This window comes from Nocardia niigatensis NBRC 100131 (assembly GCF_000308655.1).
Taxonomy (GTDB): domain Bacteria; phylum Actinomycetota; class Actinomycetes; order Mycobacteriales; family Mycobacteriaceae; genus Nocardia; species Nocardia niigatensis.
In genome coordinates, this window is sequence record NZ_BAGC01000056.1 from 48,531 (window position 1) to 68,929 (window position 20,399).

A 20,399-nucleotide genomic window follows, 5' to 3' on the forward strand; every position below is an offset into this window, starting at 1 on the left:
CCGCCGCGGCGGCGTGCGGGACGAGCTAGGTGGAGGCCTTCTCGTACTCCTCCACCGCGTGCCGCCTGGAACCCCAGCCCACATGCGCCTCCGCCCGCATGCGGTCGACCATGTGCGGGTAGTGCAGCTCGAACGCGGGACGCTCGGAACGGATGCGCGGCAGCTCGTAGAAGTTGTGCCGCGGCGGCGGGCAGGAGGTCGCCCACTCCAGCGAGTTGCCGTAGCCCCACGGATCGTCCACGGTCACGACCTCGCCGTAGCGGTAGGACTTGAAGACGTTCCACACGAACGGCAGCACCGACGCGCCCAGGATGAAGGCACCGATCGTGGAGATGGTGTTCAGGGCAGTGAAGCCGTCCGAGGGCAGGTAGTCGGCATAGCGACGCGGCATACCCATGTTGCCCAGCCAGTGCTGCACCAGGAACGTGGTGTGGAAGCCGACGAAGGTGGTCCAGAAGTGCCACTTGCCCAGGCGCTCGTCGAGCATGCGGCCGGTCATCTTCGGGAACCAGAAGTAGATTCCCGCGTAGGTGGCGAAGGCGATGGTGCCGAAGAGCACGTAGTGGAAGTGTGCGACCACGAAGTACGTGTCGGACACGTGGAAGTCGAGCGGCGGGCTGGCCAGGATGACGCCCGACAGACCACCGAAGAGGAAGGTCACGATGAAGCCGACCGACCAGAGCATCGGGGTCTCGAAGGTGAGCTGACCACGCCACATGGTGCCGATCCAGTTGAAGAACTTCACACCGGTCGGAACAGCGATCAGGAAGGTCATGAACGAGAAGTACGGCAGCAGAACAGCACCGGTGGCGAACATGTGGTGCGCCCACACCGCGATCGAGAGCGCCGCGATGGCGGCAGTCGCGTAGACCAGGGTGGTGTACCCGAAGACCGGCTTCCGGGAGAATACCGGGAAGATCTCCGACACGATGCCGAAGAACGGCAGCGCGATGATGTACACCTCGGGATGGCCGAAGTACCAGAAAAGATGCTGGTAGAGCATGGCTCCGCCATGGGCCGGGTCGTAGATGTGGCCGCCCAGGTGCCGATCGTAGAACAGCGCCAGCGCGGCGGCCGTCAGGATCGGGAAGACCACCAGGATCAGCAGACTCGTGATCGCGATGTTCCAGGTGAAGATCGGCATCCGGAACATCGTCATCCCGGGGCAGCGCAGGCAAACCACGGTGGTGAGCATGTTGACGGCACCGAGGATGGTGCCCAGCCCCGAAACGCCGACACCGAGGATCCACAGGTCGGCACCCACGCCCGGGGAGTGGACGATGGTCGACAGCGGCACATAGGCGGTCCAGCCGAAATCGGCCGCGCCACCGGGGGTGATGAAGCCCGCGGTCGCCATGCTCGCGCCGAACAGGTACAGCCAGTAGCTCAACGCGTTCAAACGAGGAAAGGCCACGTCGGGCGCGCCGATCTGCAGCGGCAGGATGATGTTGGCGAAGGCGAACACGACTGCGGTCGCGTAGAACAGCAACATGATGGTGCCGTGCATGGTGAACAACTGGTTGAACTGCTCGGCTGAAAGGAACTGCAGGCCCGGCCGTGCCAGCTCGGCACGCATGAGCAGCGCCATGACGCCGCCGATCAGGAAGAACGTGATCGAGGTGAACAGATACATCTGACCGAGCATCTTGGGATCGGTCGTGGTAACAACCTTGAGAATGAACGAGCCCTTGGGACCGCGCCGAGGCGGGTACGGGCGCACCGCCTCGAGATTCTGTTCGGGCTTTGGAGCAACTGCAGTCACCACATCCTCCTCGGGAGGGGTTCCGTCCAGCTCTACCAATCGGGGCACATAGAACGGCGCACAGCGTACCGTCAGCAAATCGATCATCGCCGGAAAACACTCCGGCCGGGGTGAATCGCGATAGAAATACAAGATACTGCACCGCCCTGTTCCTGGCGACGACGGCCACCGGGAGCCTCGAACAGGTTTTGGTGCGTTGTTCATTGGCAATTCATCCCGCGCCCATCACGAAATACTCATGAGGCAAGGTCCAATATCGGTGCTATGTCTGGATCACTGCGCGCCCGCGTTCTCATCGTCGCCGCGGTCGGCTGCCTCGGCACCCTGCTCGCCGTGGGTGCCGCCACCGACGCCCACGGCGAACCCCGGGCAGTGATCCAGGGTCGCGCCGAGGTGACGGCCAGGGTGACCGGCGAGAAACCGGACAACAAGTGCCAGATCGCGGCCTCCGACGCCGGCGGGCCGTGGGGCGTCGTCGGCGCGGACGGCACCGTCACCCTCACCCTCGGCGCGGTGCACAGCAACGCCCGGAAGCTGCGCGTCATCTGTGAGGACCCCAAGCGCGGCGACGCGAGTCTGCACACCGTCCGCTCGGACCGGGTCAACTTCGACGGACTGCTCTCCCCCATCCGCCAGATCATGCACAACAGACTCTTCGGGGCTCGATAACTCATTGCTCTCAGGGCTGCGCCCCCGAATCGCTGTGAATACCCCTGAACGCTGTTGAATACGGCGTGATTCAAGATGCGTGAGGCCGGTGGCCCGCGCGGGCGGCGGCCACCGCGGCTCGGACAGCGGGGACGGTCTCGGTGGCGAAATGGTGCGTGGCACGGTCGCCGCCGGGGTCGACGGGGAGCAGGAATTCGCTGATGCCGTGGGCCAGGGCCACTTCCGTGAGCTGGCCGGGGGACATGGTGGGGTCGATGACGTAGGCGCGGCGGATGAGCCCCGGGACGCGGCCGGACGCGCGGGCGGCGGCGTCGATGGCGGTCATCATGCCGGGCAGGTTGCCGGGCGGGGCGTAGCCGAAGCTGCCGAGCCAGCCGTCGGCCAGTTCGCCGGTCAGGCGCAGGGCGCGCGGGCCGTAGACGCCGAGCCAGATGCCGATCGGATGCGCCGGGCGCGGGCCGGGTTTCGCGCCGTGCAGCGGATAGAAGCGGCCGGACAGGTGCGAGCGCTCGCCCTCGCCCCAGAGCGCGCGGATGACGGTGATGGCCTCGCGCAGCGCGGCGAGGGCCTGGCCGGGACTGCGGCGGGTGCCGCCCATGGCCTCGATGGCGTCCCAGAACGCGCCCGCGCCCAGACCCAGTTCGACCCGGCCGCCGCTGAGCAGATCCAGGCTGGCGGCACTGCGGGCCAGCACCGCGGGCGGTCGCAGCGGCAGGTTCGCGACCGCCGGCATGAGGGTGAGATTGCGGGTGACGCCGGCCAGATAGGACAGCAGCGTCCAGGTGTCGAGGAAGGCGGGCTGATACGGATGGTCCTGCACGGCCAGCACTTCCAGCCCGGACTCGTCGGCGTGGCGCACCAGGCGCAGCAGCAGGCGGCCGCGCGCCGCCTCGGGCGGCACGAAGATCCCGAACCGGAGCTCATGCCCGTAATCCGCCATAGCGAATATCAAGCTACCGCGCGACCAGCGGCGACCGGGCCAAATCGCGTGGATTCGGCGCGTCCGGGCGACGGCGGCCGTTCAGATCGTGATCAAGTGGCAACCGGAATCCATAGTCGTTGCCGGGCAAGGAAATACAATTGAGACCGGGTCGCCCGGCGACGCGACCCGGTCTTTTCGGCAGTCGAGCCGTTCTCGGGACGGCCGGTGAAAGGACGTGCGCGATGCAGGCTCACAGCACGATCGACACGGCCCTGCGGCATCTGAAGGGGGTAGACCCTTCGGCACTGCAACACGCGCGGAACCGCTTGGCGGAGACCGGAATCGCACGCCTGGGATTCCTGCTCCCGCACCGGGTCAAACGCGTCCTGGCCGCCGAAGCCCTGACCCTGCTCGACCATCACCGGCAGTGGGGCGAACTGCTGCCCGAGGGCGAGGGCGTGACCCGGCAACCGGTGGACCTGACCGAGCAGGAGGTGGCCGCCCACGCCTTCTGCATTCCGCGGCTCTACGACTGTGAACCCTTGCGGCACAGCCTTTCCGTGGTCGCCGCCGAACCCGTCCTGCCCTGCCCCGATACCGAGCGCTACCGGGTCAGCCGCCTGCACCACGACGACTCGGCCGGCGAATGGCATTGGGACGATTACGCTTTCGCTTTCGTCCTGGTCGTGGAGTGCCCGCCGCTGGCGGACGGCGGCTTCGTGCAGACGGTGGCGCACACCCGCCGCGACTGGGACCACGCCGACATCTACCGGACCCTGACCCGCAATCCCATCCACTCCTGGGAGATCCAGCCCGGCGACCTCTACCTGATGCGCGCCGACACCACACTGCACCGGGTGCACCCGTTCGCCCACGGCCGCCGCACCATCGTCGCGATGACCTTCGCGTCGGGCTCCGACAGCGAGCGGGACCTGCGGCAACGGGCGGCCGAACTCACTCCCCGATAGCAGACACGCCACCCGGAGCTGGCGATTTGCTCCAACAGGTCGATGTGGCACGAATCATATACAGTGGTAACTTGATCGACCGTAACGCAGCGGGGGGCAGCGACGCCGCACCGTATCCGCTCCGGGCTTTGTGCCCACCCGGCTTAGGCGGCTCCCATGGACCTTCTGAATCCGATCGACGCGATCTTCCTGGCGCTCGAGTCCCGCGAACATCCCATGCACGTGGGCGGTTTGCAGCTGTTCGAACCCCCCGCCGACGCGGGCCCCGAATTCACCCAGGAGCTGTTCGAGGCGTTCGCGGCCAAGACCGAGGTCCGCACCCGATTCCGCCGCAAACCGAGCCGGCTGCTGGGTGGCTTCTCCAGCCTGGCCTGGTCCCATGCCGAGACCGTGGATCTGGACTATCACCTGCGCCGCTCCGCGCTGCCCGCACCGGGCGGAATGGGTGATCTGCTGGACCTCACCGAGCGGCTGCACGGCATCCTGCTGGACCGGCATCGCCCACTGTGGGAGGCCCGGCTCATCGAGGGCCTGTCCGACGGCCGCTTCGCGGTCTACATGAAGATGCATCACGCCCTCATCGACGGCGTCTCGGCCATGCGCCTGATGCAGCGCACCCTCACCGATGATCCGCTGGAAAGCCGGGTCAATGTCCCGTGGGGCACCGCGCCGGTGCCGCGCGACGACGCCGCCGAGCCCGAGAGCCCGTGGAGCCAGCTGCGGCGGGCGGTGCCGCGGATCCTGCGCGCCACCGGATCGATCGCCGCGCCGTTGCGGGGCGCGATCGACGGGCGGCTCACCCTGCCGATGACGGCCCCGCGCACCCTGTTCAACACCTCGATCGGCGGAGCCCGGCGCATCGCGGTGCGGTCCTGGCCGCTGGAGCGGATCAATGCCGTGCGGCTGGCCACCGGGGCAACGGTCAACGACGTCGTGCTGGCCATGAGCGCCGCCGCGCTGCGCGCCTACCTGCTCGAGCGCGACGCGCTGCCGGACGAGCCGATGATCGCCATGGTGCCGGTCAATATCCGCAGCACCGCGGAAGCCGATACCTCCGAGGGCAATCTGGTGGCGGCCTGCCTGGCGAATCTCGGCACCCACATCGAGGATCCGGCGGCCCGGCTGGAAACCATCAGCGCCTCCATGCGCGAGGCCAAGCAGGTGTTCACGCAATTGCCGAAGCTGGAGGCCCTGCTGCTGTCGGCCGCTCTGATGACGCCGCTCGGGGTCTCCCTACTACCGGGCTTCGAGGCATTGCCGCGCATGCCGTTCAACCTGGTGATCTCGAATGTGCCCGGGCCGCGTAAACCGGTCTACATGCAGGGCGCGCGATTGGACGCGAATTACCCGCTGTCGATTCCGTTCGAGTCGCAGGCCATGAACATCACGCTGACCACCAATGGCGACAACCTCGATTTCGGCCTGGTGGGCTGCCGGCGCACCGTGCCGGACCTCGATCGCATGACCGATCATCTGGAGAACGGCCTGGCCGAGCTGGAGCGGGCCGTCTACTGAGCGGTCATTACGCTGGTCCGCGTGGAAGCATCGTGGCCCGAACTGCGCTCAGCGTGCCTGATCCTCGAGGACGAGGCGGTGCTGGCCCTCAACAAGCCGGCCGGAATCTCGGTGACGGGCGAACGCCACGACATCGATATCGTGGAAATGGCTGCGGCGCAGGGCGAGACGCTGTATCCGGTGCACCGGATCGACAAGGTCACCTCGGGCCTGGTGCTGCTGGCGAAGGAGCTGCCCGCGCACGGGCAGCTCACCCGGCAGTTCAATAAGCGCACCGCGGAGAAGGCGTATCTGGCGGTCACCGCCTCCACCGGCCTGCCCGATCGGGGCGTGATCGATCTGCCGCTCAGTGTCGGCCGCAAGAACCGGGTGCGCATCGCCGCGCCTCGCGAGAGTATTCGCCGCGCCGGCGACACCTGGCTGGTGGACGAGCAGGAGGTGGCGGCGGGCAAGAGCTATCCGTCGGTCACCGAATTCGTCACCCTGGCCCGCACCGATTCCCATACGGTGCTGGCCTTGCGACCGATCACCGGGCGGCGGCATCAAATTCGCGTGCACCTGGCCTGGATCGGGCATCCGATCGTCGGCGACCCGCTGTTCGACAGGTCCGGCGCGTTTCCGCGCACCCATCTGCATTCGTGGCGGCTGACCCTGGACGCGCCCTGGCGTCCGACCGGCACCCTGGAATTGGAGGCCGAGCCCGGCGCGGACTTCTGGCGGATCGGCGATATCGCGGTCACCACGGATCCGCGGCAACTGCTGAGCAGCGCAAGCGAACTCATGACCCGCACCACATCGACCGGTCTTTGATATGGCTTCGCTATATTGGGTGGCGGGTCTCACCGAGACCACATCAGGGCAGGTCAATTAGCCTGAATGGGGTGCTCGCGGTGCGGCGGCACAGCCGGGCGCGATGTTGCGGCCCTTCACAGAAAGCGAACGCCGATGGTTCTGCTGGCTCAGCTCAGTGACACCCATTTCAATATGGGCGCACGGAATGTCGAACGCGCCGAACGGGTGATGGCCTTTCTCGCCGAGCTGCCGCAGCGACCCGACGTCATCATCGTCACCGGGGATATCGCCGACGAGGGCGATGTGGAGGAGTACCTGCAGGCGCGCGCGGCGCTGACCGCCGATCTGCCGGTGCTGATCCTGCCCGGCAATCATGACGACCGCGCCAATATGCGCAGCGTGCTCTTTCCCGCCACCGAGGGCACCGGCCCCATCAACCAGGTCCATCGGGTCGACGGCGTGACCCTGGCCCTGCTGGACTCCAGCATCCCCGGCAAGCCGGAGGGCCTGCTCGAGGACGAGACCTACGACTTCCTCACCGAGGTCCTGGACGACACGCCGGCCGACGACCTGGTGCTGGTGGCCATGCATCACCCGCCGGTGCCGGTGCAGTCCACCGTCGTGGATCCCATCCGGCTCACCAATCCGGAACGGCTGGCCGAGATCGTGGCGGGCGACGACCGGATCGCGGCGGTCCTCACCGGCCATGTGCACGCCGCGCTGATGACCCAGTTCGCGGGCAAGCCGCTGATCGTGGGCCCCAGTGTCTCCTCCACCATCGGCTGCGAATGGGAAACGGCCGCACCGGGTCACGTGCCGATCGATTTCGCGCCGGACCCGTCGATGATCTTCCACTCCATCGTCGAGGGCCGGCTGCTGTCGATGTTCCGGCCCATCGCCATGGGCGGCTGGCTCAGCGAACCGATGGAGTGACCGCGCCGCGCCGATAGGCCGAGGGCGTTGTACCGGTCCAGCGTTTGAAGGCGTGGATGAAGGTGGACGCCTCCGCGTAGCCGAGCCGGATCGCCACATCGCTCACCGACAGCGGTGTGGCCGTGAGCATTTCCTCGGCCAGCGCGCGCCGCACCTCGTCCAGTAGTTGCCGGTAGCTGGTGCCCGCCGCGTCCAGGTGGCGGCGCAGTGTTCGGGTGCTCATATTGAGATCCCTTGCCACCGAATCGATTCCGGGCGGCACCGCGAAACCGTCGAGGCCGCCGCGCGGCACCAGCAGTTCCCGCACCTCGGCGGCGATGCCGGTGCGGGCGCGGCGGCGGGAGACCAGTTCGGTGCACTGCGCCAGGCACATGGCCCAGGTGTGCTCGTTGGCCTGCGGCAGCGGCTTCTCCAGGATCGCCGGATCCATGACGAACACATTGTGCTCGGCCTCGAAAGTCGGTGTCAGACCGTAGATTTCGGTGTAGAGGCGGAGGTCGGACGGCGGCGGGAAATCGAAGTCGGCGCGCAGCAGTTCCACGCGGTGGCCCATCAGATCCGACAGCATCTGGAACATGGCGGTCACGTCGCGTTCCACCAGGAAGCGGCGGACGTCGGCGGGCACCCGCTCGTCGTGGATGCGGGCCACGAATTCACCGGGCCGCCAGCGGGCCGCCGGAATGCAGAAGGTGAAGCTGAGCTCCAGGTAGCGCAGCGCCAGCGAGATGGCCTCCCCGAGGGTGGGGCTGCTGACACAGGCGAAGCCGAAAATGCCGAAGGTGGTGATGCGGTAGCGCCGGCCCACCTCCAGCCCGAGGTTGGGGCGGGCGCCCAGTTCGCGCACCAGGTTCCGGATCACCGCCAGTTCGGTGTGCGCGTCGATCTGCTCATCCGGACTGGTCAGCTGTCTCTCGGTCAGCCCGCTGCCCTGCAGCATGCGGGCGGCCGGAACCCCGTGCTCGCGCGCGAATCCGACCATCAGGGCGACACTCGCCACGCCGCGCGGGAAATCCCAGTCGCTGATCCCCGCCTCCTGCACCGTGCCCATAGCCTGATTATGGCCGAAATTCTCGATCCGGTCGCCCACCAAATCCGGCGCTCGCTCCTAGAGTGATAAGGGTCTTCGATGTGAGGAGCACCACAATGCCGTCGGTCATCATCATCGGCGCCGGATTCGGCGGGCTCGGCATGGCGATCGAGTTGCAGCGCAATGGCTTCCGCGAGTTCACCATCCTGGAGAAGGCCGCCGACCTGGGCGGGGTGTGGCGGGAGAACACCTATCCCGGGGCGGCCTGCGACGTGCCGTCGCCGCTGTACTCGTTCGCGCGCGAGCCCAAACCGAAGTGGCGGCAGCGGTACTCGACCCGCGAGGACATCTGGGCCTACATGCGCGGCGTCGCCGACCGGCATCGGCTGCGCGACCACATCGTGTTCGGGGCCGAGGTCACCGAGGCGGAATTCGACGAGACGACCGGGCAGTGGACGGTGCGCACCGCCGACGGCCTGGCACGCACCGCCGACGTGCTGATCCCCGCCGTCGGGCAGCTGTCCCGCCCGGCCATGCCGCCGATTCCCGGCATCGACACCTTCGAGGGCGAATCGTTCCATTCGGCGCTGTGGGATCACAGCGTGGAACTGGCCGGGAAGCGGGTGGCCTGCATCGGGACCGGGGCCAGCGCGATCCAGTACATTCCCGAGATCCAGCCGCGGGCCGCGCACCTGACCGTCTTCCAGCGCACCGCCGCCTGGGTACTGCCCAAGTTCGACACCGACTACAAACCGGTGCATCAGCGCATCCTCATCTCGATTCCGGGAATGCCGGTGGCCGAACGCCTTTCGTGGTGGCTGCTCGCCGAGTTCGTGGCGCTGGGGCTGGTGGAGTTCCCCGGCATCGTGCGCATGGTCTCGCGGATCGCGGAACACCATCTGGAGGAGCAGGTCACCGATCCGGAACTGCGCGCCAAGCTCACGCCCGACTACCCGATCGGCTGCAAGCGCGGACTGTTCTCCAACGACTACTTCCCGGCTCTCACCCAGCCCAATGTGAGCGTGGAGACCACCGCGATCAGCGAGATCGTCCCCGAGGGCGTCCGTACCGCCGACGGCGTGCTGCACGCGGCCGACGTCATCATCTACGGCACCGGTTTCAAGGGCACGGAATTCCTGTGGCCCATGAAGATCCGGGGCCGCGGCGGCCGCAATCTGAGCGACGTGTGGGGCGACGGCGCCCACGCCTACCTGGGCATCACCGTGCCCGAATTCCCCAATATGTTCATGGTCTACGGGCCCAACACCAATCTCGGCGTGGGTTCCATCATCTACATGATCGAATCGCAGACCCGCTACATTCGCCACGCACTGCAACTCCTCGGCGAACGCGGCGGTACGTATCTGGAGGTCCGCCCCGACACGGAGCAGGCCTTCAACGACGCCCTCCAGCAGCGCCTCGCCCGCACCCCGTGGAACTTCTGCACCAGCTGGTATCGCACCGCCTCCGGCCGGATCACCAACAACTGGCCCGGCACCACCCGCAGCTACCGCAGGCGCACCCGCGCGCTCCGCCTCAGCGACTACACCTTCACCCCGATCCGGGGCTGACCGGCAACCGCCTTGTCCCCCAGGCGATCTCGACCCTCCGCCGGAACGCGGTGCCGGCGACGGACACGGGACGCTCCGCGTCGCATGCCTCGCGCCGGCACCGAGCCTTCCCGATTCTCGAATGTCACCGCTCGATGAGAAGAATCAGGAGGGCGACCCGAGAGTCAGAACTGCTGGCAGCTGTCGACGACCTGACGCAGCTTGGGACCGAAGTCGGCATTGATGTCGGTGGGCGCGCCCATCTGCTGCTGCTCGGCGAGCAGGGCCTGGAAGGCGATCCGGCGCTGCGCCACCGGCTGGTCGTAGGCGATCCGGAACGCGGCCTTGCGCGCCGGCGCGGCATCGAGCTGCGCCGCGGTGTCGGCGTCCACCTGATGGAAGGCGGCGTCGATCTGATCGAAGGTGCAGCTCGAGCTCAGCAGCGGCTCGAGATCACTCATCGGGTCGGCGCTCGCCGCGCCGGACAGCGCCGCACCCGCGGCGAATCCGGCCATCGTCACTGCGATCACGCCTGCGTACCGCGCACTGATCAACCTCATGAAAGACGAACCTTTCGTAGTAGCTGGATCTGCGGAGGACAACCGGCCCACGGCCGGCCGGACCGAAGGGTAGCCGAGGGCCGTGGCGACCGGAGAGCTGGGCTTCGGGGCGCTTCCCGCCCTTCCGGGCAAAATCCGCACAACACCTTGCCGCCACGCGCGAGTCATCGTTGACCGCGATTACCCGGCCACATAGTTTGTTCTCCGATGCGCCGGGATCTGGCCGGCGCAAGCGTTGCCCCCTGGTATCTGGAGCGTCGGCCGATACACGCTGGAGGCGTTTGTGAAGCGCGATGCCGCTCGGTTCGGAAAACGCACGAATGGATCGACCAAGAGCTCGAGAACAATCCGATACTGGTGGCGCGCCATACTCATCGGCGTCGTCACACTGCTGACGACGGCAATCGCGGCGCCCGGCGCCCGCGCCGATATCCCCTTCCCCGACAACGATCCGTTCTACGCGGCGCCCGCCGCCCTGGGAAGTTTCGCGAACGGGTCGGTGCTCAACTCCCGGCAGATCTCGGTGTTCGGGCAGTCGCTGCCGGTGGCGGGCTGGCAGATTCAATACCGGACCACCGGCTCCCAGGGCGAGGCCGCCGCGGATGTGGCCACGGTGCTGAAGCCCAACATCCCGTGGAACGGGCCCGGTGATCGCCCGCTGCTGGCGTTCCAGGTCGCCGAGGACAGCCTCGGAACACGCTGCGCGCCATCGTTCGCGCTGCGCGGCGGCCGCGGCTTCTCCATCATCACCACGCTGCTGGATATCCCGTTCCTGGCGCAGGCGCTGGGGCGCGGGTGGGCGGTGGTGATATCCGACTATCAGGGCCCGCAGTCGCGCTTCTTCGACGGCATCAACTCCGGCCGGGCCGTGCTGGACGGCGTGCGTGCAGCCAAATCCTTTGCCCCGCTGGGCATTACCACGAACAGTCCGCTCGGCGCGTGGGGCTACTCGGGCGGCGCGTTCGCCACCCTGTGGGCCATGCAGATGCGGGCGAGCTACGCGCCCGAACTCAGGTTCGCGGGCGCGACCTCCGGCGGCGTGCCCAGCGATATCCCCGCCATGATGCGCGGAGTGGACGGCGGTTTCCAGGCCGGGCTCGCCGTGCTCATCCTGATCGCCCTGATACGCAACGATGTCGGCACCGGACTGACCACGCTGCTCAATGACAACGGCCGCAAGCTCCTGGCCCGGGAGGCCACCTCGTGCGCCGGCGACCTGGTGATCCACCACGCCATGCGGCACGTCGACGATTACTCGGCCACACCGAATCTCCTCGACAGCCAGCCGTTCAAGAACGCCGCCGCCCGCCAGGAACTGGGCGGCCAGGCCCCCGATGTCCCGATGTACCTCTACCACAGCAATGCCGACGACGTGATCCCGGTGAGCGGCTTCAGCGCCCTCGTCGACCGCTATTGCACCCTCGGCGCGAACCTGACCGCTCTCCACTCGGGGATCGCCGGGCACAACCCCGCGGCAGTCGTGGAATCCCTCGGAGCCATGAACTTCCTGGCCGACCGCTTCGCCGGCAAACCGATGTCCCCCGGCTGCAGCGTGCGCTGAGCCGACCCGAGCCGCTAGGCGCCGAAGGCGTCGAGGCCGGAGCGCCAGGCGGCAGTCAGGTCGGCGTGATCGGGGAAGCGGCCGTCGATCTCGAGGCTCACCATGCCGTGGGCGAAGGCCCACAGCGCGCGGGCGCGGGCCGGGTCGCCGCCGACCGCCGCCGTCAGCGGCCGCGCGGCGCGCTCCTCGAGGTCCGGCGGGAGCAGATCCCGGCGCAAGGGACGGTAGTTCATGAGGCGGTAGACGTGCGGGTGGGTTCGGGCATAGTCGCGGTACGCCTCGGCGACACCCGGGAGACCCTGCGGCGCAGCCTTTTCCAGGGCCTCCGCCACCTCGGCGAAACCCTGGGCCACCACCAGGGTTTCGAGAGCGGTCTTGTCGGGGACGTGCTTGTACAGGGAGGGGGCTTTGATGCCCAGGGCCTCGGCTACGTTCCGCATGGTCAAGGCCTCGGGACCCTGGGCGTCCAACAGCGCGCGAGCGGCCGCGGCGATCTGCCGCTGCCGCTCGGTGAGCGTTCCGGTCCGGTCAGGCACGGACGAATCCGTCCACGGTGCGCAGGCCGTAGCCGGCGATGCGGTCGATGCCGATGTGCAGCATCCAGGCCAGCAGGAAGGTGAACAGGGCCGGAATCCGAAGCGGGGCAAAGGCGTACGCGACCGCGAGGACCAGGGGGATCCAGGTGCGGTGGGCGGCGTTGTAGAAGGGGACCGCCTGGCGCGGCAATTGCCCCTGCCGCACCGGGTCTTTCGCGCCGATGGCCGCGAAGAAGGTGAGATCCGGGGCGATGAGACCGGCGGTGAGGGCGAGCCAGGAGCCGGCGCCGTGATTGACGCCCTCGAGGATCGCGAAGGCGGCGAGGAACACTGTCCAGGTGATCCAGCCGGCCTTGCGGAGCAGGGCCGGAACGCGGTGATCGGTGGTGGCGGGCAGGTTGGCGGCGATGGCGGTCATCGGACCCTCCGAGGCTTCTAACTGTGGCTAACGCTGTTAGCCACCACGGTAGGCTAACAGCGTTAGCCAGTCAACCCCGATCGCTCAGGCGGCCATCGGCTCGGCCTCCGGCGCGGGCGAGCCGGCCGGCTCCGGCGGATGGAAGCCCGGCAGGAACCGATCCACGAACGGGATCATCAACTGGATCAGCGGCCCGACGGCGAACGCGTACACGACCGTGCCCACCCCGGCACCGCCGCCCAGGAGCCAACCCACGGACAATACCGTCGCCTCCAGCCCTGTCCGGATGACCCACACCGGCTTGCCCGTGCGCCGGACCAGACCAGTCATCAGGCCATCGCGCGGACCCGGTCCCATGCCCGCCCCGATATAGAGCACGGTCGCAATCGCATTGAGCACCACCGCCGCACCCATGGCCGCGATCCGGATCGGCAGCCCGGACAGCTCCGGCAGCGACCACAGGCCCGCGTCCACCGAGACGCCGATCACGACCACATTGCTGACCGTGCCCAGACCCGGCCGCTGCCGCAGGGGAATCCAGGCCAGCAGCACCGCCGCACCCGTAATCGCCACGACCGAACCGAAACTCAGCGGCACCTGATCAGCCACGCCCTGATGGAACACATCCCACGGGTCCAGGCCGAGCGCGGCGCGGATCATCACGGCCATGGAGAAGCCGTACAACCAGAGTCCGACATACAGGGCGATGAGGCGGCGCAACAACATTGACCGAGCATGGCGGCAACTGGCATGCAACTGGTAGAGCCAGTCGCAAAGATCTGGACTTCCCGCTGGATATATCTTTCCGCACAACAAACCGCGCAACGCCGCAGTTACGACGCGCGGAGAGGCCGTTGACCGCGAGGACCGGCCGACTTACTTTTGGAATTCCGATGCGCCGGAACTCATGTCGGCGCGAACAGCGGGTCCGTGGTGTCCGGGGCGTCGGGGTGAGTCGACGCTGGAGGCGCAATGCGGCGGGATGGCGCAGGATTCGGGCTACGCACGCGCAGATTCACGGGGCGCTCACGCAGGGTCCGATCCTGGTGGCGCGCCGGATTGATCGGCGCGGTGATGCTGCTGACGGCAGCCGTCGCGATGCCCAGCGCCCGCGCCGACATCCCCTACCCCGATGATGATCCGTTCTACTCGGCGCCGATCGACTTGGGAGAGTTCGCAAACGGGGCAGTCCTCGACTCGCGGCCCATCGCCGTCTTCGGGTTGCCGCTCCCGGTCGCGGGCTGGCAGGTGCAGTACCGCACCACCGACTCCGCCGGGGCGCCCGCCGCCGACATGGCCACCGTCATGACGCCGTTCACGCCCTGGACCGGACCCGGCGATCGCCCACTGCTGTCCTATCAGATCGCCGAGGACAGTCTCGGAACCCGGTGCGCCCCATCGTTCGCGCTGCGCGGCGGCCGCGACTTCTCCATCGCCACCACCCTGCTGGACGTGCCCTTCCTGGCCGAGGCGCTGCGCCGCGGCTGGGCCGTGGTGGTGCCGGACTACGAGGGCCCGCAGTCCCGCTTCTTCGACGGCGTGAACGCCGGCCGGGCCGTGCTGGACGGCGTCCGCGCCGCCAGATCCTTTGCCCCGCTGGGCATCACCGACACCAGTCCGGTCGGCGCCTGGGGCTATTCGGGCGGCGCCTTCGCCACCCTGTGGGCCATGCAGCTGCGGGCGAGCTACGCGCCCGAGCTCTGGTTCGCGGGCGTGACCTCCGGCGGCGTGCCCGCGGACATCCCCGCCATCGCGCGCGGCGTGGACGGCGGCTATCAGGCCGGACTCGCGGTGCTGATCCTGCTGGCCCTGGCCCGCAACGATTCCGGCTCCGGCCTCGCGGACACCCTCGACGACAACGGCCGGGCGCTATCGGACCAGGAGGCGACCTCCTGCGGCGGCGACCTGGTCACCCGTTATCTCTTCCGGCACGTCGACGACTTCTCAGCCGTCCCGGACATCCTCGACAGCCAACCCTTCCGTTCCGCAACCAGCCGTCAGGAGCTGGGCGGCTGGGCGCCCGACGTGCCGCTGTACCTGTACCACAGCGATAACGACGACGTGATCCCGTCGGCCGGGTTCACCGCCCTCGTGGACCGCTACTGCGCGCTGGGCGCGAACCTCACCGCCGTGCACTCGGCGATCCCGGGCCACAATCCCGCGGCGCTCGGAGAAGCCTTGGGGGCCATGAACTTTCTGTCGGATCGCTTCGCCGGCGACCCGGTGACCGCCGGATGCACCGTGCGCTGAGCGATCCCAGCGGCTCGGCGCACCCGGGGCGCACGCCTTACCGGTCGCCGGGCTGGGCCCACTTGGTGGTGCCGGGCGCGGCGTTCAGCGTGTTGATCAGGTCGATACCGGCGATCAGCAGGGCGGGCCCGCCGACCACCAGGGTTCCGATGACCGCGCCGACAGCGGCGGCCACCGGTACGGTCGCCAAACCGAAAGCGCCGCCGAGGAATCCGATCGCGCCCACCGCCGCGCCCACCGCGAGGCCGAGGAAGCTGCCGATGGCGGTGCCGATGCCGAACTGGGTGCTGAAGGCCGCCATGGCCTTCTGATTCTCACCCTCGGAAGCCACCGGGTGCAGCACCGGCGTGGCCGCCGCGACATCCTTGACCGCGGTCAGCGACAGGGTGGCGCCGTCATCGCTGACGCTGCCCGGTAGCGGGTAGCTCAGGCCGTCCTGTTCGAAGGCCAGCGGCAGACTCAGCACGGTCGCACCCGCGGAGTCCTTGATGGCCACCGCGCCACCGGTCAGCTCGAAGCTGCCGTGGGTGAGGGTGGTGACGACGGTATCGCCGACCAACTGGGTTTGGTAACCGATATCCGGCACCGCCGGATCCGCGTGTGCCACACCGGCTCCGGCGATGGCGACCGCCGTGACAACCGGCACAACAACAGCAGTGATCTTGCGCAGCATCATGGGTCTTCCAATCTTCATCAGGTGTTCGTGGCAACACACGGCTCAGTTGAAAGAATTCCCCCCTGTGTGATGTACGAGCCCGTGTCGCATCCGCAACGCGTTCTACTGGCAGACACGGTAGCGCGCGGCACCGACACTCCGGATAATTTTCAGCCCGAATGTCGCTAAACCAGTAGTTCGACGCAAATTCCCAAGGCGCACATCAAGGCAACCACCAGCAGGGCCACCACATCGGCCCGCCCCGGCGCCCCCGGGCGGGCGGTCAGCTCGCCGGTGCCGCCGCGGGTGGTGATGGCCTCACCGAGCTCGCCGGCACGCCGGCTGGAGACCGCCATGCTCGCGGTCAGAATGTCGACCAGCGGGTTCTCCGAGGCGCGATGCAGCAGCGAATCCTTGGGCCGCAGTTTGCGGGCCGCGCGCAGGATGCGCATCTCCTCGAGCAGCAGCGGCAGGCCGCGCAGGGTCAGCGCCACCACCACCGCCCACTCGTCGACCGGAATCGCGTGCCGGACCCCGTTGCGCGTCCAGCCGATTCGCTTCAGCGGCGCGCCCAGCCGGGCCAGCGCGGGCGCGACCTCACCCATCGGCGTGGTCCACGCGACCAGGAACGACGCGCCCAGCAGCAGGAAGCCGAACAGGATCACCTGGGCGTACCGCAGCAGCGCCGACGCGCCGACGGGCGCGTTGATGGCCGCGCCGACCGCCACGCCCGCCCAGATCCACCACGGGAGACGGGGCAGCGTGCCCAGCGGCAGCTTCGCCAGCAGGAACACCGCCACCAGGAACAGCGTCGCGACCCCCAGCAGCGCCCAGGACGGGATGAACATCAGCAGCACACTGACGGCGAAGACGCCGATCATCTTGGTACCGGCCCAGAGCCGGTGCACCGGGCTGTCGACGGGGACCTCGCGGAGGACGACACTGCTCATCGGACACCTCCGGTGAAACCCTGAACCTGATCGTGTTGCACTGTGTCGGAACCGTTCTCGACGAGGCGGCCGTCACGGAGATGGACGGTCCGGTCGCACACCGCGGCCATATCGGACACGTCGTGCGAGATGACAATGAGGGTCAGGCCCGAATCCCGCAGCCGGGCAAGCAGTTCCACCACTCCGGCCCGGCCCGCCGGATCGAGTCCGGCCAGCGGCTCGTCGAGCACCACCACCTGGGGGTGGCTCGCCACGATGGCCGCCAGCACCACCCGTTTGGCCTGCCCGCCGCTGAGCTCCTCGACCGAGCGCGAGGCCAGCGCCCGGTCCAGGCCCACGGCGTCGAGGGCCTTCGCGACCGCGTAACTGCCGCGGCCACCCCAGTCCTCGATCTCGGTGCCCACGTCCTGGCGCTGCAATTGCAGGCGGGAATGCTGGAAGGCCAGCTGCACGGCCCCGATCCGCTTGTGCACCGGGCGGGTCGTGCCCATGGGTTCGCGCAGCGCACAGGTGCCCGCGGTGGGCATGATCAGCCCGGCCATGATCCAGGCCAGCGTGGACTTGCCGGAACCGTTGCCGCCCACGACGAGCAGGGCTTCGCCGCGGCGGACGCTCAGGTCGATGTCGTGCAGGGCGGGCGCTTCCCAGGGGGTGCCGCGGTTGTAGGTGTGGCCGACGCCGCGCAATTCGAGGACGGTCTCGCCCATGGGCCGGCGGCGCGCGTCGCGGACCGGGCGCGGCCAGGCCGGCAGGTGGGCGACCGAGCGGCCCTGTTCCAAATGGACCACACGGTCCGCGGCGGCCGCGTCCGCCTCGTGATGGGTCACCAGCACCACGGCCATCGGATGCCGGCGCGGCAGGTCGGCCAGCAGCGCGACCAGATCGCGGCGGCCTTCGGGATCGATCATGGAGGTCGCCTCGTCGGCGATGAGCAGCGTGGGCCGCCGGGCCAGCGCCGCGGCCACCGCGAGCCGCTGTTGCTGGCCACCGGACAGGGTCGAGGTCTCGCGGCCGCCCATACCGGTCAGGCCGACCTCCGACAGCAGGCCGTCGACATCGACGTCCGCCGCATCCGCGGTGGGCAGGCCCCACACCACATCGTCCGCGACGAGCACGCCCAGCGTCTGGCTCTCCGGCCGCTGCAACACCATCGCGGTGCCACCGCGCACACCCAGACCCGCCGCGCCCGGCCGGGTGACCGTGCCCGCGGTCGGCGGGCGACCCGCGAGAATCCTGGTGAGCGTGGACTTTCCGGACCCGTTGTGGCCGACCACCGCCACGAACTCCCCGACGTCGACGGTCAGGTCGATGTCGTACAGGGCATCGGTGCGCGCACCGTTGTAGCGGAAGGCGACCGCCCGCAAGGTGACCGGCAGCGGCGCGACCGGACGCGGGTCCGCGGGCGCGTCCAGCAGGCTGTCACGGCCCGGCAGCCAGGACAGGCGATCCAGCACCCGGCCCAGCACGAACCAGGAGAACACCCCGCTGGCCAGCATGGCGGCGATGATGCCGCCGCCCACGAACACCCACCACCAGTGCAGGATGGTGCCGGTGTAATCGGCGACCGCGCGGCCCAGCGGTTTCAGCGCGGACTGGCGCGCCGCGAGGTTCTCGATGCCCTCGGCCGTATTGCGGATGTTGTCGAACAGCAGGTGCCGTGACTGCGCGAAGACCAGCAGCATGCCGACGGTCAGGGCCGCCATGGCCGATCCCGCCAGCGCCGACAGCGCCACCACCGCGGGCAGACCGCCGCGGCGGCGCTTGACCGTGCCGATGATCCCGCCGATCACCGCGACCCCGACCAGATTCTCCGCGGGCAGCAGTCCCGCCGCCACGAATGTCACCAGCGTCCCCGCGATGGTGGTCGCCAGTTGCGCCCGGAACCGGTGCCGATGCGCGAGCAGTCCCATGGGCACCGCCGCTACCAGTTGCAGCGCCGCCGCGAACGGCACCAGCGACCCGAGAGTCACCAGCCCCACCGTCGCCCCACCCAGCACGGCTGACGCCGCCAGCTCGATGGGCCGCAACGCCCCCGTCGGAAGCGGCGCCCCTGCGCTGCTCCCGGCGCGGGACACGCCGGCCTGCTCGGCCGGCCCACCGCGAATCCGGTACGAATCGGTCACGCCTACCAGTCTGCCGTGTCCCGACCCCAACCCACCGCGAGCTCTCAACATCTCCACAGACTGCGGGCAAGACCCGCACAACTCTCGGCTCCGCCGCTATGCCGGATGGTGGTCGATGAGGTTGGCGAAGATGTGCGCGATGCGGGCGGTGAGGGCCGCGGGGGTGGTGCCGGATTGGCGCGGATGGCCCAGATCCTCGCGCAGCGCTACCGGGTCCCGACCCGCGTGCTCCCCGACTGGCTCGTCCGGCTCAGCGCCCGCTTCAATCCGACGCCCGCGCCGCCGTCCGCTACTCGGCCGCGTGGCGCGGCTGAGCGCGGCCAAGGCCGAGCGGGAGCTGAACCGGACCATACGCCCGATCGCCTACTCCCTGCTCGACACCGCCGAGAGCCTCATCCGCTTCGGCCTGGTTGCCGCGCCCCGCCCCGCCCGCGCCGCCGCCTGAACCTCGTTATCCGGGGAGCTCGCGCCCGATCCCCCGCGCCGAGAGCTCCCCGAGCACGCTGCGCAGCAGAGGTAGGGTGGCGAAAGAGGGTGGGGCAGTGGGAGATTGCGGAGGGCTTATGCGGCGCGGGAACGGGCTGGAGATTCCGGAGACGCTCGAGGACGTGTGTTCGCCGGAGAAGATGGCAGTCATCGTCTACGACATGCAGGTCGGGGTTCTCGGGCAACTCGACGACGGGCCGGAGATCACCGCGCGGGTCGCACGGGTCGTCGAGGCGGCGCGCCGCGGCGGCTACCCCGTGATCTTCCTGCGGCACTTCTTCCTGCCGAAGCGGTTGATGGGGAGCTTCGCCCTGCGCATGGCCATGAGCTGGCAGGGCGCGGACTCCGTGGACGACGTGGTGCCGATCCTGCAGCGCGACACCCCCGGATTCGAACTGGTGCCGGAACTGCGGCCGCGGGCGGACGAGACCGTCTTCGACAAGACCTCGATGTCGGCGTTCGAGGGCACCCCGCTGGCCTCGACGCTGCGCGACCTAGGGATCGGCGCGTACGCCATCGTCGGCGTCGCGCTGGAGATCGGCATCGCGCCGACCGTGTGCCACTCCACCGATCTGGGCTTCGTCCCGGTCGTGATCCGCGACGGCGTCGGCGGGCGGGATGAATCCGCGCAGCAGCGAGCCTGGGACGACTTCGCGTTCCAGGGGCACGCCATCGTCACCGATATCGACAGCATCGTGCCGCTGCTCGAGAAGTCGAGCTAG

At 68.7% G+C, this 20,399-nt stretch carries 20 protein-coding genes; 10 read left to right on the forward strand and 10 right to left on the reverse strand.

Features of this window, described 5'->3' with window-relative positions; translation table 11 throughout:
• Window positions 1-25 precede the first annotated feature (25 nt).
• The gene (gene ctaD / locus ON33_RS27215; RefSeq protein ID WP_040861981.1) at window positions 26-1,762 is read right to left on the reverse strand and encodes an aa3-type cytochrome oxidase subunit I; all 1,737 of its coding nucleotides are present in this window, start codon (window positions 1,760-1,762) and stop codon (window positions 26-28) included.
• Window positions 1,763-2,026: 264 nt separating this feature from the next.
• Here ctaD and ON33_RS27220 point away from each other — a divergent pair, with 264 nt between their 5' ends.
• The gene (locus ON33_RS27220) at window positions 2,027-2,431 is read left to right on the forward strand and encodes a hypothetical protein (RefSeq protein ID WP_040861950.1); all 405 of its coding nucleotides are present in this window, start codon (window positions 2,027-2,029) and stop codon (window positions 2,429-2,431) included.
• A gap of 70 nt (window positions 2,432-2,501) precedes the next feature.
• On the opposite strand, the gene ON33_RS27225 is transcribed toward ON33_RS27220, so the two are convergent.
• Complete coding sequence (locus tag ON33_RS27225; protein WP_040861951.1) at window positions 2,502-3,371, reverse strand: LLM class flavin-dependent oxidoreductase; 870 nt, start codon at window positions 3,369-3,371, stop codon at window positions 2,502-2,504.
• Between the two features lie 224 nt (window positions 3,372-3,595).
• Between ON33_RS27225 and ON33_RS27230 the strand changes: the two genes are divergently transcribed.
• From ON33_RS27230 to ON33_RS27245, 4 genes are all read left to right on the forward strand, one after another.
• On the forward strand, window positions 3,596-4,321 hold the full coding sequence (locus tag ON33_RS27230) for a HalD/BesD family halogenase (protein ID WP_040861952.1): 726 nt from the start codon (window positions 3,596-3,598) through the stop codon (window positions 4,319-4,321).
• Between the two features lie 156 nt (window positions 4,322-4,477).
• Complete coding sequence (locus tag ON33_RS27235; protein ID WP_040861953.1) at window positions 4,478-5,836, forward strand: WS/DGAT/MGAT family O-acyltransferase; 1,359 nt, start codon at window positions 4,478-4,480, stop codon at window positions 5,834-5,836.
• Window positions 5,837-5,857: 21 nt separating this feature from the next.
• Window positions 5,858-6,646 (forward strand): RluA family pseudouridine synthase, encoded by a 789-nt coding sequence (locus tag ON33_RS27240; protein ID WP_040861954.1) that lies wholly within the window; start codon window positions 5,858-5,860, stop codon window positions 6,644-6,646.
• Window positions 6,647-6,781: 135 nt separating this feature from the next.
• Window positions 6,782-7,561, forward strand: a complete 780-nt coding sequence (locus ON33_RS27245) for a metallophosphoesterase (protein WP_040861955.1) — start codon at window positions 6,782-6,784, stop codon at window positions 7,559-7,561.
• Here the strand turns inward: ON33_RS27245 and ON33_RS27250 are convergent.
• A complete protein-coding gene (locus ON33_RS27250) occupies window positions 7,542-8,609 on the reverse strand; it encodes an AraC family transcriptional regulator (RefSeq protein WP_040861982.1) in 1,068 nt (355 codons plus the stop codon). The two genes, ON33_RS27245 and ON33_RS27250, sit on opposite strands and share 20 nt — an antisense overlap.
• 95 nt (window positions 8,610-8,704) lie before the next feature.
• Here ON33_RS27250 and ON33_RS27255 point away from each other — a divergent pair, with 95 nt between their 5' ends.
• The gene (locus ON33_RS27255) at window positions 8,705-10,159 is read left to right on the forward strand and encodes a flavin-containing monooxygenase (RefSeq protein WP_040861956.1); all 1,455 of its coding nucleotides are present in this window, start codon (window positions 8,705-8,707) and stop codon (window positions 10,157-10,159) included.
• Window positions 10,160-10,323: 164 nt separating this feature from the next.
• On the opposite strand, the gene ON33_RS40050 is transcribed toward ON33_RS27255, so the two are convergent.
• Window positions 10,324-10,698, reverse strand: a complete 375-nt coding sequence (locus ON33_RS40050; protein WP_157184755.1) for a hemophore-related protein — start codon at window positions 10,696-10,698, stop codon at window positions 10,324-10,326.
• Window positions 10,699-10,981: 283 nt separating this feature from the next.
• Between ON33_RS40050 and ON33_RS27265 the strand changes: the two genes are divergently transcribed.
• A complete protein-coding gene (locus ON33_RS27265; RefSeq protein ID WP_051152887.1) occupies window positions 10,982-12,259 on the forward strand; it encodes a lipase family protein in 1,278 nt (425 codons plus the stop codon).
• Window positions 12,260-12,273: 14 nt separating this feature from the next.
• Here ON33_RS27265 and ON33_RS27270 read toward each other — a convergent pair whose 3' ends face one another.
• The 3 genes from ON33_RS27270 to yczE all read right to left on the reverse strand — a co-directional run bounded on the left by ON33_RS27270 (window position 12,274) and on the right by yczE (window position 13,939).
• A complete protein-coding gene (locus ON33_RS27270) occupies window positions 12,274-12,795 on the reverse strand; it encodes a TetR/AcrR family transcriptional regulator (RefSeq protein ID WP_040861957.1) in 522 nt (173 codons plus the stop codon).
• Window positions 12,788-13,213 carry a DUF4260 family protein gene (locus ON33_RS27275; protein WP_051152889.1) on the reverse strand — a complete coding sequence of 142 codons (426 nt, stop codon included), beginning with the start codon at window positions 13,211-13,213 and terminating at the stop codon, window positions 12,788-12,790. The genes ON33_RS27270 and ON33_RS27275 overlap by 8 nt, the downstream gene beginning before the upstream one ends.
• Before the next feature lie 84 nt (window positions 13,214-13,297).
• A complete protein-coding gene (yczE, locus tag ON33_RS27280) occupies window positions 13,298-13,939 on the reverse strand; it encodes a membrane protein YczE (RefSeq protein WP_040861958.1) in 642 nt (213 codons plus the stop codon).
• Window positions 13,940-14,287: 348 nt separating this feature from the next.
• Between yczE and ON33_RS27285 the strand changes: the two genes are divergently transcribed.
• A complete protein-coding gene (locus ON33_RS27285; protein ID WP_063711081.1) occupies window positions 14,288-15,463 on the forward strand; it encodes a lipase family protein in 1,176 nt (391 codons plus the stop codon).
• Between the two features lie 37 nt (window positions 15,464-15,500).
• Here the strand turns inward: ON33_RS27285 and ON33_RS27290 are convergent, their stop codons facing one another.
• The 3 genes from ON33_RS27290 to ON33_RS27300 all read right to left on the reverse strand — a co-directional run bounded on the left by ON33_RS27290 (window position 15,501) and on the right by ON33_RS27300 (window position 19,191).
• On the reverse strand, window positions 15,501-16,157 hold the full coding sequence (locus ON33_RS27290) for a DUF8020 domain-containing protein (RefSeq protein ID WP_245550741.1): 657 nt from the start codon (window positions 16,155-16,157) through the stop codon (window positions 15,501-15,503).
• Between the two features lie 146 nt (window positions 16,158-16,303).
• On the reverse strand, window positions 16,304-17,068 hold the full coding sequence (locus ON33_RS27295; RefSeq protein WP_040861960.1) for an energy-coupling factor transporter transmembrane component T family protein: 765 nt from the start codon (window positions 17,066-17,068) through the stop codon (window positions 16,304-16,306).
• Complete coding sequence (locus ON33_RS27300) at window positions 17,065-19,191, reverse strand: ATP-binding cassette domain-containing protein (RefSeq protein WP_373281065.1); 2,127 nt, start codon at window positions 19,189-19,191, stop codon at window positions 17,065-17,067. The genes ON33_RS27295 and ON33_RS27300 overlap by 4 nt, the downstream gene beginning before the upstream one ends.
• 301 nt (window positions 19,192-19,492) lie before the next feature.
• Here ON33_RS27300 and ON33_RS41700 point away from each other — a divergent pair, with 301 nt between their 5' ends.
• The gene (locus tag ON33_RS41700; RefSeq protein ID WP_157184757.1) at window positions 19,493-19,636 is read left to right on the forward strand and encodes a hypothetical protein; all 144 of its coding nucleotides are present in this window, start codon (window positions 19,493-19,495) and stop codon (window positions 19,634-19,636) included.
• A gap of 118 nt (window positions 19,637-19,754) precedes the next feature.
• Window positions 19,755-20,399, forward strand: a complete 645-nt coding sequence (locus tag ON33_RS27310; protein ID WP_040861962.1) for a cysteine hydrolase family protein — start codon at window positions 19,755-19,757, stop codon at window positions 20,397-20,399.